This is a genomic window from Chromobacterium sp. LK11 (assembly GCF_001043705.1).
In the GTDB taxonomy this organism is placed as follows: Bacteria; Pseudomonadota; Gammaproteobacteria; order Burkholderiales; family Chromobacteriaceae; genus Chromobacterium; species Chromobacterium alkanivorans.
Map to the genome: position 1 here is coordinate 74,384 of NZ_LDUR01000017.1, position 15,367 is coordinate 89,750.

At 66.4% G+C, this 15,367-nt stretch carries 13 protein-coding genes and 4 tRNA genes; 11 read left to right on the forward strand and 6 right to left on the reverse strand.

The window, feature by feature from the left end:
• The first annotated feature begins 14 nt into the window (after window positions 1–14).
• The 5 genes from VK98_RS12755 (at window position 15) to VK98_RS12775 (ending at window position 854) form a co-directional block, all read left to right on the forward strand.
• Window positions 15–338, forward strand: a complete 324-nt coding sequence (locus tag VK98_RS12755) for a hypothetical protein (RefSeq protein ID WP_156187854.1) — start codon at window positions 15–17, stop codon at window positions 336–338.
• 190 nt (window positions 339–528) lie between these two features.
• A tRNA-Arg gene (locus VK98_RS12760) sits at window positions 529–605 on the forward strand.
• A gap of 11 nt (window positions 606–616) precedes the next feature.
• A tRNA-Glu gene (locus VK98_RS12765) sits at window positions 617–691 on the forward strand.
• Between the two features lie 3 nt (window positions 692–694).
• Window positions 695–771 (forward strand) — tRNA-Arg (locus tag VK98_RS12770).
• An 8-nt stretch (window positions 772–779) separates the two neighbouring features.
• Window positions 780–854, forward strand: a tRNA-Glu gene (locus VK98_RS12775).
• A gap of 393 nt (window positions 855–1,247) precedes the next feature.
• Here the strand turns inward: VK98_RS12775 and VK98_RS12780 are convergent.
• Window positions 1,248–1,934, reverse strand: coding sequence for a 4'-phosphopantetheinyl transferase superfamily protein (locus VK98_RS12780; protein WP_048414394.1), 687 nt, complete (start codon window positions 1,932–1,934; stop codon window positions 1,248–1,250).
• 163 nt (window positions 1,935–2,097) lie between these two features.
• Between VK98_RS12780 and hemP the strand changes: the two genes are divergently transcribed.
• The 6 genes from hemP (at window position 2,098) to VK98_RS12810 (ending at window position 8,218) form a co-directional block, all read left to right on the forward strand.
• Entirely contained in the window at window positions 2,098–2,271 is a 174-nt protein-coding gene (gene hemP / locus VK98_RS12785; RefSeq protein WP_082158981.1) for a hemin uptake protein HemP, read from the forward strand.
• 81 nt (window positions 2,272–2,352) lie between these two features.
• A complete protein-coding gene (locus tag VK98_RS12790) occupies window positions 2,353–4,542 on the forward strand; it encodes a TonB-dependent hemoglobin/transferrin/lactoferrin family receptor (protein ID WP_053077369.1) in 2,190 nt (729 codons plus the stop codon).
• 60 nt (window positions 4,543–4,602) lie between these two features.
• Entirely contained in the window at window positions 4,603–5,646 is a 1,044-nt protein-coding gene (locus VK98_RS12795; RefSeq protein ID WP_048414396.1) for a hemin-degrading factor, read from the forward strand.
• Complete coding sequence (locus VK98_RS12800) at window positions 5,636–6,427, forward strand: hemin ABC transporter substrate-binding protein (protein ID WP_048414397.1); 792 nt, start codon at window positions 5,636–5,638, stop codon at window positions 6,425–6,427. The genes VK98_RS12795 and VK98_RS12800 overlap by 11 nt, the downstream gene beginning before the upstream one ends.
• A complete protein-coding gene (locus VK98_RS12805) occupies window positions 6,424–7,410 on the forward strand; it encodes an iron ABC transporter permease (protein ID WP_231589274.1) in 987 nt (328 codons plus the stop codon). The genes VK98_RS12800 and VK98_RS12805 overlap by 4 nt, the downstream gene beginning before the upstream one ends.
• A complete protein-coding gene (locus VK98_RS12810; RefSeq protein ID WP_048414398.1) occupies window positions 7,403–8,218 on the forward strand; it encodes an ABC transporter ATP-binding protein in 816 nt (271 codons plus the stop codon). The genes VK98_RS12805 and VK98_RS12810 overlap by 8 nt, the downstream gene beginning before the upstream one ends.
• Before the next feature lie 70 nt (window positions 8,219–8,288).
• On the opposite strand, the gene VK98_RS12815 is transcribed toward VK98_RS12810, so the two are convergent.
• The 5 genes from VK98_RS12815 to VK98_RS12835 all read right to left on the reverse strand — a co-directional run bounded on the left by VK98_RS12815 (window position 8,289) and on the right by VK98_RS12835 (window position 15,001).
• On the reverse strand, window positions 8,289–8,831 hold the full coding sequence (locus VK98_RS12815; protein ID WP_048414399.1) for a hypoxanthine-guanine phosphoribosyltransferase: 543 nt from the start codon (window positions 8,829–8,831) through the stop codon (window positions 8,289–8,291).
• A 66-nt stretch (window positions 8,832–8,897) separates the two neighbouring features.
• Complete coding sequence (gene galU, locus VK98_RS12820; protein ID WP_048414440.1) at window positions 8,898–9,770, reverse strand: UTP--glucose-1-phosphate uridylyltransferase GalU; 873 nt, start codon at window positions 9,768–9,770, stop codon at window positions 8,898–8,900.
• Between the two features lie 73 nt (window positions 9,771–9,843).
• Window positions 9,844–11,268, reverse strand: a complete 1,425-nt coding sequence (locus tag VK98_RS12825; protein WP_048414400.1) for a tetratricopeptide repeat protein — start codon at window positions 11,266–11,268, stop codon at window positions 9,844–9,846.
• 14 nt (window positions 11,269–11,282) lie between these two features.
• Window positions 11,283–13,688 (reverse strand): NAD-dependent DNA ligase LigA, encoded by a 2,406-nt coding sequence (gene ligA / locus VK98_RS12830; protein WP_048414401.1) that lies wholly within the window; start codon window positions 13,686–13,688, stop codon window positions 11,283–11,285.
• Between the two features lie 125 nt (window positions 13,689–13,813).
• Entirely contained in the window at window positions 13,814–15,001 is a 1,188-nt protein-coding gene (locus VK98_RS12835; RefSeq protein ID WP_048414402.1) for a cell division protein ZipA C-terminal FtsZ-binding domain-containing protein, read from the reverse strand.
• Between the last annotated feature and the right edge of the window lie 366 nt (window positions 15,002–15,367).

The window sequence follows — 15,367 nt, forward strand, 5'->3', positions numbered from 1 at the left end:
ATCATGGAGGCACCATGCCTAACTCTCCCCGCCCCCACCACATCCCATCGCTATCCACCTTGCTGCTCCAGCTGAAAAGCTTGCGTCAGCAGGACGCCACGCTCCACCCCATTGACCCGCTATTGCGGCAACTCGACGAGTACTGCGAACACTTCGATCACAGCCTTCATCTGCTCAGCCTGGAATTCAATCAAGTCAGCACCGCCTTGTCGGCGCTGGCGGCGATGCTGGAGCAATCCAAGCTAGACACGCTGGAATGCGAGCAGGTGTATTGCCTGCTGGAACCCTTCGCCCGCCGCCTGCAACAGACTACGATGCAAATGCAGGAACTGGCCTGAGCCTTATAAACGACCAAAGCCCCGGGAAGGGGCTTTGGCCGGAAGATCGGACTTAGCATGTTGGCATGAAGCGACATCCTGAATCCGCCCGCTCGCGGCCATGTGAAATTTTTTTCAAAAGTCCTTGACGCTCAAAAGCCGGATCTATATTATTCCGCTTCTCGCAAGACACAACGTCTCGCAAGACAGCGCACCCGTAGCTCAGTTGGATAGAGTATCTGGCTACGAACCAGAGGGTCGGGCGTTCGAATCGCTCCGGGTGCGCCACAACTTAAAGTGTCCCTATAGTTTAGCGGTTAGAACACCGCCCTTTCACGGCGGTAGCCGGGGTTCGATTCCCCGTGGGGACGCCACTAGCACCCGTAGCTCAGTTGGATAGAGTATCTGGCTACGAACCAGAGGGTCGGGCGTTCGAATCGCTCCGGGTGCGCCACAATTTAAGTCCCTATAGTTTAGCGGTTAGAACACCGCCCTTTCACGGCGGTAGCCGGGGTTCGATTCCCCGTGGGGACGCCAGCTTTCTCAAGAAGCCCGTCATGGCAACATGACGGGTTTTTTGTCGTCCGCGCAAACCACACCACAAAGACAAACGGCTTGCCGCGCAAGCCGTCCGCAATAGCCATCTGGTTTGCATTGATTCGCGCAAGACCATTCTGACACAAACCAGCAACCCCTCCTCAGCTTGCGCCTGGGAGCTCAGCCTCGCGGGCTAAGGCGCACTCACCAGGTAACGCTCCACAAGGCGCAACAGATCGTGAACAGCTTCATAGGGACTGTTCAAAGTCTCGCGAGCAAGGGCGAGACAAGGCGAAAACTAGCGAAAAAGCGGAATGTACACGTGGTACATGAGCATTTTGAGCTAGTTTTCAACGCCGTATCGCTGAAGCGCAGCAGACTTTGAACAGGCTCTTAGCTCTCTGCCCAAGCCAAGGTCGCCCGATACCCTTCCGGCGCCTCCAGCGCCCAGGCCCTTGTCGCCGGCCAGCGCTCGGGAGCGGCAATCCGCAACGGCAGTTCGCTGCGCGTCAGTTCCAGCGCCTCAAACGCGGACAAATGCTGGGCGATGCCCACGCCCCAGGCTTTCAGCACCGCCTCCTTGATGGTCCACAGCTGAAAAAAAGCCTCCACGTCCCCGCCATGCCGGCATAGCTCCAGCTCCCCCGGCAGCAAGGTCTGCTCCGCCAGCGCCGGCACGTCGCGCATCGGCTGCACCGTTTCGATGTCCACGCCCACCTGGCCGCCGCGCCCGATGGCGATCAGCGCGTAGGCGCCGGAATGAGACACGTTGAAAACCGGCGCAGCCGCCCAGTCCAGAGCCGGCTTGCCGTGCTCGCCCTGCTCAAACCGCAGCGCGTCCGGCGCCAGGCCGGTTTCTTGCGCCAGCAAACGCCGCAAGGCCAGCCGGGTCAGGCCAAACTGCAACTGATTGATGGTGCGCAGATAGCGCAGGCAGCGCTTGCGCTCGTCTGGACTCAAGCCCGCCAGCAGCGCCTCGTCCACCGGCCAATCCACATCCAGCCGCACGCGGTACAGCAGCAAGCCCTGCGGAGCCCCCGCCGGGCAAGGCAAGGGCTTGATCAAAGCGTTCAGTTCCATCCGCCTCTCCGCGCAAAAACCGCCATTATCCCTAGCCCGCAGCGGCTCAACCAGGCCATTTGTGACCATCCCGCTACAATTTGGCACTTTTCATGCGTAATAATCACATTTCTTGGTTGAACTCGATAATGAGAATCGTTACCATTTGGCTATGGATAAATTCATGCACGCCCACACTGCCTCCAAGCCCGGCACCGGAACCGGCGCTGCCAGCCTGTCCCCGGTGCTGCGCAGCTGCGAGTTGTTCGCCAAAGGCAGAGAAATCCTGATCGAGCATCAGGGCGAGATGTACCGCTTGCAGTTAACGCGCAACGGCAAGCTCATCCTGATCAAATAGGTCCCAGACCACACACACCGCAAGCCAGCCAGGACTCGCCAGCCAGCGGAAGCACCCAACCTTAGGAAGTTTGGAGTTTCCATGGCCTTATTTCGCGCCACCCCCTTGGTTCTGAGCCTGGCCGCCGCCTGGCCCGCGCTGGCGGCGACGCCGGCGGAACTGGAGACCGTTCAGGTCACCGCCCACCGCAGCAGCAAATCGTTGGCGGAAACCGCGCCCAACGCCAGCGTGATCTCGCGTCACAAGCTGGACGATCAACTGGTGCGCGACATCGCCGACGCGGTCAAATACGAGCCCGGCGTGGAAGTGGCCACCGATCCGGCGCGCCGCGGCAACGCCGGCTACACCATCCGCGGCATAGACGGCAACCGCATCCTGATGCTGATCGACGGCATCCGCCTGCCGGAATCCTATACCGGCGGCGGCAACAACAGCGGCGCCATCTCCGGCCGCGACTACGTTGAACTGGAAACCCTGCGCGCCATCGACATCGTCAAAGGCCCCACTTCCAGCCTGTACGGCTCCGACGCCATCGGCGGCGTGGTGGGCTATCGCACCAAGACCGTGGACGATTTCGTGCCGGAAGAACAAGGCGTGGGCGGCAGCGTCAAGGGCTTCGGCGGCACCGCCAACAACGGCTGGGGCACTAGCGCCGGCGTGGGCGTCAAGGGCGAGCGCACCGATCTGATGGTGCTATACACCCACCGCAACGGCCACGAAACCGACAACCAGGGCAATAACGACAGCAGCAGCACGCTGCGCACCAAGCCCAATCCGCAAAGCTGGAACAGCGACAACGTGCTGGCCAAGCTGGGCTTCAAGCCTGCCGCCAATCAGCGGCTGGAGCTGACGCTGGAACACTATCGGCGCGACACCGACAGCGCGCTGCTGAGCTCGCTGGGACCGGTTCCCCGCACCACTTACGCCCTTACCGACAATCAGGCCAAAGACCGCACCCAGCGCGACCGCGCGTCGCTGGCCTGGGAAGGCAAGCAGCTGGGCGCCTTCGACCGCCTGGCGGTGAAAGCCTATTACCAGAAGCTGGACAACGCGGACACCAACACCGAATGGCGCAGCAACGGCCTGCGCATCTTGTCCGACTACGGCTTCAAACAGGACAGCTACGGCCTGACTCTGGAAGCCGAGCACAACTTCAAGGCCCTCTCGGCCGAGCACCAGCTGCTGTGGGGCGCGGACTTGAGCCGCACCGACACCAGCCGTCCGCGCACCAAGACCCAGTACAACCCGAACGGCAGCACCAGCAATATCGTCGGCGGCGAAACCTACCCCAACAAGACCTTCCCGGACAGCCGCTCCGAGCGCATCGGCCTGTTTGTCCAGGACGAGATCAAGTTCGGCAACGGCCTGGTGGCCTCGCCGTCGCTGCGCTGGGATCACTACAAGATGACGCCGCAGCCGGATCAGGCCTTCGCCAACGGCAACCCCAACAACTATCAGGTGCCCACCTTCAAGGACAGCGCCTTCTCGCCCAAGCTGGGTCTGAGCCTGCCCTTCGCCGATCACTACACCGGCTTCCTGCAGTTCTCCTCCGGCTTCCGCGCGCCGCCGTTCGACGACGCCAATATGGCGTTCACCAACCAGATCCAGCGCTATCAAGTGCTGCCCAACCCCAATCTCAAGTCCGAAAGCAGCCGCGGCGTGGAACTGGGGCTGAAAGGCCAGTGGGACAGCTTTGATTTCGGCCTCACCACCTACGCCAACCGCTACAAGGACTTCATCGATCTGGCGGACATCGGCATGATCAACGGCCTGTCCGCCTATCAGTACCAGAACATCGGCGAAGTCGAGATCAAGGGCGTGGAAGGCCGCGCCGCCTGGCGCTTCGCGCCGAGCTGGCGCGCGATGGCGTCCATCGCCTACACCCATGGCCAGAACAAGCAGAAGAACGAGCCCTTGGCCAGCATCACCCCGCTCAACGCCACGCTGGGCCTGCGCTACGACCAGGCGAGCTTCGGCGGCGAAGCCTTGCTGAAACTGGCCAGCGCCAACGACCGCCTGCCCAATATCTCGCAACAGGGCAGCAGCCAGACCTCGCCGCCGTTCAAAGCCCCCGGCTACGCCGTGCTGGACCTGACCGCTTACTGGAAGCCGGCCAAGAACACCGTGCTGCGCGCCGGCGTGTTCAACGTCTTCGACCAGAAGTACTGGAAAGCCGCCGACGTGCGCGGCAAGACCAGCAGCGACCGCACGCTGGACCTGTTCACCCAGCCTGGCCGCAACATCAGCGCCAGCGTCGAATACACCTTCTAACCGCAAGCGCCCGCTCCCCGGCGGGCGCCCGTTTTTGATCGTTCCAAGGAGAATCCAAACATGACCGACTTCAGCCAGCTGTGGGATCGTTTCCAAGTCCTGAAAGCCAGCCAGCCGAAACTGCGCGCGCGCGACGCCGCCGACGCCCTGGGCGTCAGCGAAGCCGAACTGGTGGCCGCGGATCCGGCCAGCCAGGCCCTGCAGCCGCATTGGAACGATATCCTGGGCCAGATCGCCCAGCTGGGCCCGGTGATGGCGCTGACGCGCAATCACGCCTGCGTGCATGAAACCACCGGCGATTACCGCAATGTGCAGATCGACGGCAAGATCGGCCTGGCCATCAACCCGGTGATCGACCTGCGCATCTTCCTGTTCCATTGGCAGCACGCCTTCGCCGTCACCACGGCCGGCGCGCGCGGCGAGCAGCGCAGCCTGCAGTTCTTCGACCGTTTCGGCGAAGCGGTGCACAAAATCTACCTGACCGCCAATAGCGACGTGGCCGCCTACCAGCGCCTGGTGGAGAACTTCGCCGCGCCCAAGACCGCGCTGCGCGTAGACCCGCCGGAAGCCGAAGCGGCGGAGCTGGACGACGAGGCCATCGACAAGGCCGGCTTCCAGCAAGAGTGGCAGAGCCTGCAAGACGTGCACGCCTTCCATCCCTTCCTGCGCCGCTGGGGCGTGTCCCGCCAGCAAGGCTTCCGCCTGGCGCCGGAAGGCCAGGCCTGGCGCGTGCTGCCGGAAGCGGTGGAGCAGTTGCTGCGCCGCGCCGCTCATATCGAAGCCCCGATCATGGTGTTCGCCGGCAACCGCGGCATGATCCAGATCCACACCGGCCCGGTGCGCAATGTGCAGATCGTCGGCAACTGGCTCAATGTGCTGGACCCGCACTTCAACCTGCACCTGCGCACCGATCTGATCGCCGAAGCCTGGGTCACCCGCAAGCCGGGCGATCACGGCGTGGTGACCTCGCTGGAATTGTTCGACGACAAGGGCCTGTCGCTGGCCACCTTCTTCGGCGAGCGCAAGCCGGGCCAGGCGGAACGCGTGGAATGGATCAAGCTGCTGGGCGAGCTGCCGGCACTGGAGCGCGCCGATGTCGCCTAAATACGCCTTCGCCGCCCTGTTGGGCCTGGCCGCCGCGCTGCCCGCCTGGGCGGCGCAGCGCATCGTGGTGATGACCCCCGACATCGCCGACATCGTGGTGGCGCTGGGCGCCGGCAAGGAAGTCGTCGGCCGCGACCGCTCCAGCAAGTCGCCGGCGCTGGCCCAGGCGCAGGTGGTGGGCTTTTCCCGCGCGCTGAACGCCGAGACCATCGCCCGGCTCAAACCCACCCTGGTGCTGGGCAGCGCCGAGGCGCAGCCGCCCACGGTGTGGACCCAGCTGCGCCAGTTGCAGGTGCGCGCCGAGGAGGTGACGCGCCGCGAGGACGGCGCGGACTTCGCCGAGGCGATCCGCAAAGTGGGACAGCTCTTGGGCCGCGACGCCAACGCCCAGCAACTGGCCAGCCGCTGGCAGCGCGAAATGACGCCGCGCCCGGCGCGCGGCGTGCGCTACCTGGTCAGCTACGACGGCCAGCTGGTGGCCGGCCGCGACACCGCCGCCGACACCCTGATCCGCGCCGCCGGCGGCGTCAACGTCGCCAGCCAGCTGTCCGGCTTCAAGCCGATGGCGCGCGACGCCTGGCAGAGCCTGCAGCCGGACGTGATCATCCTGGGCAGCCACACCGGCGCGGTGCACGGCGGCAAGGAGGCCTTCTCCAAGCGGCCGGAGATCGCCTCCACCCCGGCCGGCAAGCAGGGCCGCATCTATCTGCTGCCGGCCAAGGACGCGATGATGGTGGGCCTGAACAGCCCGGCGGTGGTCGAGCAGATGGTGAAAATGTGAGCGCGCTGACCATGGACGCCGCCGCGCCCAATCGCGGCCGCTGGCTGCTGCTGGGCCTGATCGCCGCCAGCCTGCTGCTGCCCTTGCTGGCCTTGTCCAGCGGCGGCAACGGCCTGGCCTGGCCGGACTTCAGCGATCCGCTGCTGACCCAGCTGCGGCTGCCGCGCATCGCCGCGGCGCTGGGCGTGGGCGCGGCGCTGGCCGCCAGCGGCGCGGCCTTGCAGGCGCTGTTCCGCAATCCGCTGGCCGACCCCGGCCTGATCGGCACCTCCAGCGGCGCGGCGCTGGCCGTGGTCAGCATGCTGGCCATCGGCGCCGCCGGCCTGTCCCTGCCGCTGGCCGCCTTCGGCGGCGGCCTGCTGGCCACCTGGCTGATCCTGTTGCTGTCGCGGCTGGTCCGCGGCGGCCTGGCCGGCCTGTTGCTGATGGGCCTGGTGGTGGGCGCCTTCTGCGGCGCGGTCACCAGCCTGATGATTTTCATGTCCGACGACCTGACCCTGCGCGCCGCCACCAGCTGGCTGGCCGGCAATCTGTCTTCGGCCTCGTCTGAACGGCTGCTGGCCTGCCTGGGCGTGGCCGGCCTGGGCCTGCTGATCCTGATCGCGGTGGGCCGCGACCTGGACTGCCTGCTGCTGGGCGAGGACGCCGCCCGCTCGCTGGGCATAGACGTGCGCCGCACCCGCCGCCTCACCGCCGTCGGCGCGGCGTTGGCCACCGGCGGCGCGGTGGCGCTGTCCGGGGTGATAGGCTTCGTCGGCATGATGATTCCCAACGCGCTGGCCCTGTTGCTGGGCGGCTGCCGCCGTCGGCTGATCCTGTTGTCGGCCTGGGCCGGCGCGCTGTTTTTGCTGGCGGTGGACACGCTGGCGCGCACCATCGCCTGGCCCATCGATCTGCCGGTGGGCCTGATGGCGGCGTTCGCCGGGCCGCCGTTCTTCGTCTGGCTGTTCCGGCGTCAACAAAGGAGTCTGATCAATGGCTGAAACCACTAATCTGTGCGTGCGCCAGCTGGCCTGCGACATCGGCGGCAAGCGGATTCTGGACGACATCAATCTGGACTTGCCCACCGGCCGGGTCAGCGCGCTGCTGGGTCCCAACGGCGCCGGCAAAACCACGCTGATGCGGCTGCTGGCCGGCCTGAACACGCCCAGCGCCGGCGCGGTGCGCCTGGCGGGCCAGTGCGTAGGCCGCATGGAGCCGGCGGTGCGCGCGCGCCGCATCGCCTGGGTGCCGCAACACATTCCCGCCGGCATTCCGCTGACGGTGCGCGAGTTCGTGATGCTGGGCCGCGTGCCCTATCTGGGCGCCTTCTCTCAACCGCGAGTGGAGGACAAGAGCGCGGTGGCGGACGCGCTGGGCACGGTGGAGCTGGACGATTACGCCGACAAGCGGCTGGACCAGCTGTCCGGCGGCGAGCGCCAGCGCGCGGCCATCGCCCGCGCCTTGGCGCAGCAAGCGCCGGTGCTGCTGCTGGACGAACCCACCAACCATCTGGACCTGCGCCACCAGCACCGCTTGCAGCAATTGCTGCTGGAGTTGTCGCGCCAGGGCCGCACCGTGGTGCAGGTGTTGCACGATCTGGCGCTGGCCGCCAGTTACGCCGACCACGTGGCCTTGCTGGAACAGGGCCGGCTGGTGGTGGCCGGCGCGCCGGAGCAGGTGCTGACGCCGGAACGGCTGCTGGCGGTCTACCGCTGGCCGGTGCGTTTGCAGCGCAACGGCAACGACTGGCAGGTCAACGCCGCCTTGGCGCAGGCGCAACAGCCGGCGGCGCTGGCCTCCGGCGCCTAAACCCAAGTCATCAAATAAAAACCCCCGGCTTGCTTGCGCGAGCCGGGGGTTTTTCGCGATCAGTCCGCGCTTATTTCAGCGCGTAGATCGCCGGCAGATTGCGCCAGGCGCCGCGCACGTCCATGCCGTAGCCGAACACGTAGCGGTCCGGCACGTCCAGGCCGACGAAGTCCGCCTGCATCGGCTTGGCCTTGCTGATCAGCTTGTTGGCGAACACGCCGCTGTAGAAGGCCTTGGCGCCCATGGCCATCACTTTGTCGCGGATCGCCGCCATGGTGTGGCCTTCGTCCAGGATGTCGTCCAGCACCAGCACCACGCGGTCGCGCACGTCTTCCTTGGGCGCCTGCTTCCACACCAGCTCGCCGCCCTGGGTCTTGTCGCCGTAGCGGGACACGTGAACGTAGTCGAAGTCCAGCGGGAAGGCCAGGCGCGGCAGCAGCTGGCCGGTGAACACCACGGCGCCGCCCATCACGGACAAGACCAGCGGATAGGTTTCGCCCAGTTCCTCGGTGATTTCCACCGCCATGCGGTCAACGGCCGCGCTGACTTCCTCGGCGGTAAACAGCACGTCGGAACTGTTGATCAGGCCACGGGCCTCGGCAATATTGGGCATGATGCCTCCTTGATTCACACGTACAAACGCCGCTCATGATTCCGAGCGGCGTGATTGAAAAAACGATTAGTTCTTGGCCAGCGACCGCAGGTAGGCGGCGAACTCGGCGCCCACCTCGTGATGCTGCAAGCCGTAATTGACCGTGGCTTTCAGATAGCCCAGCTTGGAGCCGCAGTCGTAACGCACGCCCTTGAACGGCAGCGCCAGCACCGGCTCGTCCTTCATCAGCGCGGCGATGCCGTCGGTCAGCTGGATTTCGCCGCCGGCGCCGGCCGTGGTGTTGACCAGCTTGTCGAAGATGCGCGGGGTCAGGATGTAACGGCCCACCACCGCCAGATTGGACGGCGCCGCTTCCGGGCGCGGCTTCTCCACGATGTGCTCCACCTGCTGATGGCCGCGCGCGTCCGGGGCCACCTTGACGATGCCGTAGGAACTGGTTTCCTCCGGCGCCACGGTTTCCACGCCCAGCACCGAGGCGTGGGTTTCGTCGAACAGCTTGACCATCTGTTCCATCGCGCCCGGCGCGCCTTCGATCAGGTCGTCGGCCAGGATCACCGCGAACGGCTCATTGCCCACCACCGGCCGCGCGCACAACACCGCGTGACCCAGGCCCAGCGCCTCGGTCTGACGGATGAAGATGCAGGACACCGACGGCGGGATGATGCCCTGCACGGTTTCCAGCAGCTTCTGCTTGTTCTTGTTTTCCAGTTCGGTTTCCAGCTCGTAAGCCTTGTCGAAATGGTCTTCGATCGAACGCTTGTTGCGGCCGGTGATGAAAATCAGCTCGGTCATGCCGGCGGCGATCGCCTCTTCCACCGCGTACTGGATCAGCGGCTTGTCCACCACCGGCAGCATTTCCTTGGGGCTGGCCTTGGTGGCCGGCAGGAAGCGGGTGCCGAGTCCGGCGACGGGGAAAACCGCTTTCGTGATTTTTTTCATGCCCATTCTCGTTAACAAGCGTTGACAGCCGCGCATTCTACCGCGCCGCGGCCCGCTGGTGAAAGTCCCGGCCTCATAAAGCGGCGGCGAAACGCTGCGCCAGCGCCTGAGCCGCGCCCTCCAGCACCGGCGCCCAGACGCCGGGCTCGGCCTGACGCCAGACCCGCATCGACTCGTACCACGGCGCGCGCTCGCCGGCGGCCAGAAAGAAGGGCGCGCTCTCCGCGCGCATCAGCACCCACACCGGCTTGCCCATCGCCCCGGCCAGGTGGGCGACGGCGGTGTCTACGGTGATCACCAGATCCAGCTCCGCCACCCAGGCGGCGGTGTCGGCGAAGTCGCTCAAGACCGGCGCGGCCAACAAGCCTTGCAAAGCCGCAGGCGTCTCCCCCGGCTGCAAGGACACGAAGTCGATGCCGGGCAGCCGGCACAGCGCGGCGAAATCCTCCGGCGGCAGCGATTTGTGGCGGCGCCAGTGATCGGCCTTGCCCACGCCCCATTGCCCGCTCTCCCACACCACGCCGACGCGCGGCCGGCCGCCGGCGCGCGGCGGGACCTCGGCGGCCGGCACCGCGCTCAGATAAGGCTGGGCGGACAGATTGTCCAGGGTGACGCCCAGCACGCCGGGCAAGGACATCAGCGGCAGTTGCCAATCGAAAGCCGGCGCGGCGTCCGGCTCCAACAGTTCGATGCCGTCGAATTGGGCGAACAGGCGATGGAAGGTTTTGGGGCAGGCCAGCAGCAGCCGCGCCCGCGGATGCTCGGCCCGCAGCCGCGGCAGGAAGCGCGCCATCTGCAGGCTGTCGCCCAGACCCTGCTCCGCCCACAACAGCAGGGTGGACGCGTCCAGCGCCTGGCCCTGCCAACGCCGCTCGCGGTGACGCGGCTGCAGGATGGCCTCCCAGCGCGCCTCGTAATACGGCCAGGCCTCGGCGTAGCGCCCGGCCAACAAGAGCGCGATGGACAGGCTGAAACGCAGATTGGCGTCGTTCGGGTCCAGCTCCAGCCCGCCCTGCAATACGGCAACGGCGTCGTCCAGCAGTAAGGCGCAAGTGCAGGCGTAGCCCAGGTTGTTGCAGCGCGCCGGGCTCGCGCCGGCCAGCTCGATGGCGCGCAAATGGCAGGCGATGGCCTCCTGGTATTGCAGGCGGTGCTGCAGCACCACGCCCAGATTGCTCCAGGCGTCGACATGCTCGGGCTCCGCCGCCAGCGCCTCGCGCAGCAGCGCTTCCGCCAGCTCCAGCTCGCCCAGCTCCTTGAGCAGCACCGCCAGATTGCACTTGATGTTGACGGACTGCGGATTGAGCGCGGCGGCGGCCAGGTAGTCGTCCAGCGCGCGCGCGCTGTCGCCCTGGCGCAGGCGGGCGTTGGCGCGATTGGCCAGCGCCTGCCAGTCCTTGGCGTTCTGGCGCAGACACTGGTCGAACGCCTGCTCCGCCTCGCGCCAGCGGCCCTGCGCCGCCAATTGATTGCCTCGTTCGAAAGCTTGGTCCGCCATATCCGCTCCTTGGCTTACTCTCCGGCCAGCAAGGCTTGCAAGCCGGCCTCGTCCAGAATCGCCACGCCCAGTTCTTCCGCCTTGGCCAGCTTGCTGCCGGCCTCCGCGCCCGCCACCACGTAATGCGTCTTCTTGGACACGCTGCCGGACACCTTGCCGCCGGCGGCCTCGATCAACTCCTTGGCCTGGTCGCGGCTCAGCGTAGGCAAGGTGCCGGTCAGCACCAGGGTCTTGCCCTCCAGCACGCCGGCCGCCACCGCTTGCGCCGGCAGCGCCGCCAGGATCTCGTCGACCAAGGCCGCGAGCGCGCGCAACTTGTCGCGTTTGCCCGGCAGGTCCAGCCAGTCGGCCAGCGCGTTGATCACCTCGGCCGGCAGTTCCAGGTCCAGCAGCGCGCGCCGCTCGCGATCGGCCAGCGCGGCCAGGCCGTCGATCTGCGCCGCCAGCTGCTGGCTGCGCACCTCGGTCAGCCGCGGAATGTCCAGCCGCGCCAGCAGCATCGCCGGCTGCAAGCGCTCGGCCAGGCGCGGCGACGGCGCGTGCTCGTCGGCCGGCGCCACATGACTCAACAAGGCGTCCAGCGCGGCTTCGTTATTGGCTTCGGCGAAAAAGTCCGCCAGCGATTCCGCCACCACGCCGCCGATGTCCGGCAGCGCGGCGAACAAGGCCGCCGGCGCGCGGCGCACCAGGGCTATCGTCCCCAGCCAGTCGGCCAGGGTCTTGGCGGTGGATTCGCCGACATGGCGGATGCCCAGCGCGAACAGCAGCCGCGCCAGCGGCGGCCGCCGGCTGGCGGCGATCGCCTCGATCAGGTTTTCCGCCCACTTGCTGGCCACCTTGCCGGCCTTGACGGTTTCCGGGGTGACGCCCTCGTCCTCGTCGGCGCGGCGCTTCATTTCCAGCAGGTCTTCCAGCGTCAGCCGGTACAGATCGGCCACGCCGCGCACATAGTCGTACTCCACCAGCTTGTCGATATAGCGTTCGCCCAGGCCGTCGATGTCCATCATGCGGCGGCCGGCGAAGTGCTGGATCGCCTGGCTGCGCTGCGCGCGGCAGGACAGGCCGCCGGAGCAGCGCGCCACCGCCTCGCCCTCTTCGCGCACCACGTGGCTGCCGCATACCGGACAGGCGCTGGGCAACCGGTAAGCCGGGTGCTCCGGCTCGCCGAACAACTGACCGTCCGCCGCCGGCAGCATCGGCCGGCGCTCCATCACTACCGACACCACTTCGGGAATCACGTCGCCGGCGCGGCGCACGATCACGGTGTCGCCGACGCGCACGTCCTTGCGCCGCGCCTCGTCTTCATTATGCAGGGTGGCGTTGGTGACGGTGACGCCGCCTACGAACACCGGCTTCAGCCGCGCCACCGGCGTAATCGCGCCGGTGCGGCCCACTTGCTCTTCGATCGCCTCGACCTGGGTCAGCGCTTCCTCGGCCGGGAATTTGTGGGCGATGGCCCAGCGCGGCGCGCGCGACACAAAGCCCAGCTCATCCTGCAAGGCACGCTGATTGACCTTGTACACCACGCCGTCGATATCGAAAGGCAGGCCGGGGCGGCGCTGCTGCACCTGCTCGTAGTAGGCGATCAAACCGTCCACGCCGCTCACCACCGGCCGCAAGTCCTCGGCCACCACCGGGAAGCCCAGCTCGCGCAACCAGGCCATTTCCGCGCTGTGGCTGGCCGGCCAGACCGCGCCCTCCACCTGGGCGATGGCGTAGGCGAAGAAGGACAGCCGGCGCTGGGCGGTAATGCGCGAATCCAGCTGCCGCAAGCTGCCGGCGGCGGCGTTGCGCGGGTTGGCGAAGGTCTTGTCGCCGCGCGCGGCCTGTTCGGCGTTGAGCTTGTTGAAATCCTGCTTCAGCATCAAAACCTCGCCACGTACTTCCAGCAGGCTGGGCGCGGCGGCCGACAAGCGCAGCGGAATCGCGCGCACGGTGCGGATGTTCTCGGTGACGTTCTCGCCGGTCACGCCGTCGCCGCGGGTGGCCGCCTGGACCAGCACGCCGTCGCGGTACAGCAGGGAAATCGCCAGGCCGTCGAACTTGGGCTCGGTCGCGTACTCCACCTCGGCAACATCCAGCCCTTTGCGCACCCGCTCGTCGAACTGCAGCAGCTCTTCATGGCGCTGTTCGCGCTCGCTCAGCTGCATGTCGGAAAACGCGTTGGACAGCGACAGCATCGGCACGCTGTGGGTCACTTGCTGGAACTCGTCCAGCGGCGCGCCGCCTACGCGGCGGGTGGGCGAATCCGCGCCCGCCAGTTCCGGGTGCTCCTGCTCCAGCTGTTGCAGCTCGCGGAACAGGCGGTCGTATTCGGCGTCCGGCACCGTGGGCGCGTCCAGCACATAGTATTCGTGGCCGTAGCGGTTCAGCAGTTGATGCAGTTCGGCTACGCGCTGTTGCGGAATGAGGGTGGTCATGTTCAGTCGGGCTCAAACGAGAAAAGCCGGCGTGGCGCCGGCCTTGGAAACGGAAGATCATCAAGCGGGCCGATCACCCCAGTGTAGCGGCTGCGCGCCAAGGCGACACCGGGGCTTGCGGCCGGTCAGGCAAACAGCCGCAAGGCGGCCACGCTGCCGGGGGCGATGCCGCGGTCGTCCATGCTGCCGTAGATGTGCAGCAGTTGGTCGCGGATGCGGGTCAGGCCGGCGTCGGACAGCGGACGGCGGTTGTCGTCCACCAATTGGGCGTCGAATTCCTGCGCCAGCTGGCGCGCGAAATACACCGCGCGGTCGAACACCTCGACGCCGCCGGCCACGCGCGGCACGTCGAACAACAGGGTCAGCGCCGGGAAGGACTTGTCCAGCAGCGTGTGGAAGGTGAACGGCATCTGGTCCGCCGCCATCAGCGAATACAGGGTGTTGCCGGAGTCCGCCAGGTAATGGAAGGCGCCGTCCGGTTCCAGCTGCAGGCCGGCGGCCTCGGCGAAGCTGCGCAACCGGGTGCCTTCTATCGGCCCCTGCGGCACGATGTTGATGCCGATCAGCACGTCCACGTCGGCGCAGAAACGGTCCAGTTCGCGCGCCGCCACCAGCTTCTGCTGGCGCTGCGGAAAGCTGACCGCGGCGTCGTGTTCCTCTGCGAAACGCGACACCTGCTGGCAGAAGCCGGCCAGTTCCTGCTCGGTCACCGCGCCGCTGCGGTCCACCATCTGCATGCTGACGTTGATCTGCTTGTAACGGGTGCCCGGCAAGGCCTCGGCCGGCTTCCACAAGCCTTTTTCGGTGCGGCCGATCAACTGGGTGCGCTTGCCCACGTTGAAGCGCGGAATCGCCGCCAGCTCGTGCGGCGCGTGGAACACCACCTCGGCGATGAAATCCAGCGACGGGTCCAGCATCGCCACCACCAGCGCCTGGTGGTCGGCGGAATCCATCTGCGGAGCCTCTTCTTCTTCCTCTTCCACTTCCACCACCGGCACCGCGTCGAAGACCGCCTCGCGCGGCCGTTCGGTTTCGGCGCGCGCCGGCTCCGCGGGGATTTGCGGCTCGAAGTAGGCGGCGGCGTAGTCGTCCGGCTCCGGCGCGGCGTCCACCAGCACCGGCTCCATCCGGTCCTGCTTCACCCCGTCGCGCACATTGTTCTTGGGCACGTCCAGCAGCACGTCGTCGTGGCCGCGCGTGAAGGCCTGGCGAGTCTTCTTGCGAAAACGCCATTCCTGAAAAGCATTGAATCCGTACACCAGGGCGATCACCGCGCCGCCCAGTATCAACACACCAATCTGTAATTCGCTCATCAGCCAGTCCGCATTAAGGCGAATAATCGAAGCCGTCGGCCGCCCCTTCGCCGCGCTCTGGCGCATTCTGTCAATGCGCGATGCGGCGTCTTTCGGCAATAGCCGGGCCGACAGCCTCCCTTTAAGTATTCGGCAACAAAACCGTTCGAATCTGGCGTTTCGGCCAGTCGAGAACGGCGATAGACCACGGTTATTATAACGAAAGCCTCAGCTTGCGCATCATTTGGCGGCAATTTAGCCGTAAATGCCTTGCCGCCAGCGTAAATCAAGCCGGGGCGATAGCTGATGCGGGCAATTTGGCGCTTCAAACCGGGTTCGCAACCTGAATTGGATGCCGAATCGCCCCTGCTGGTTCCATCGGACCGC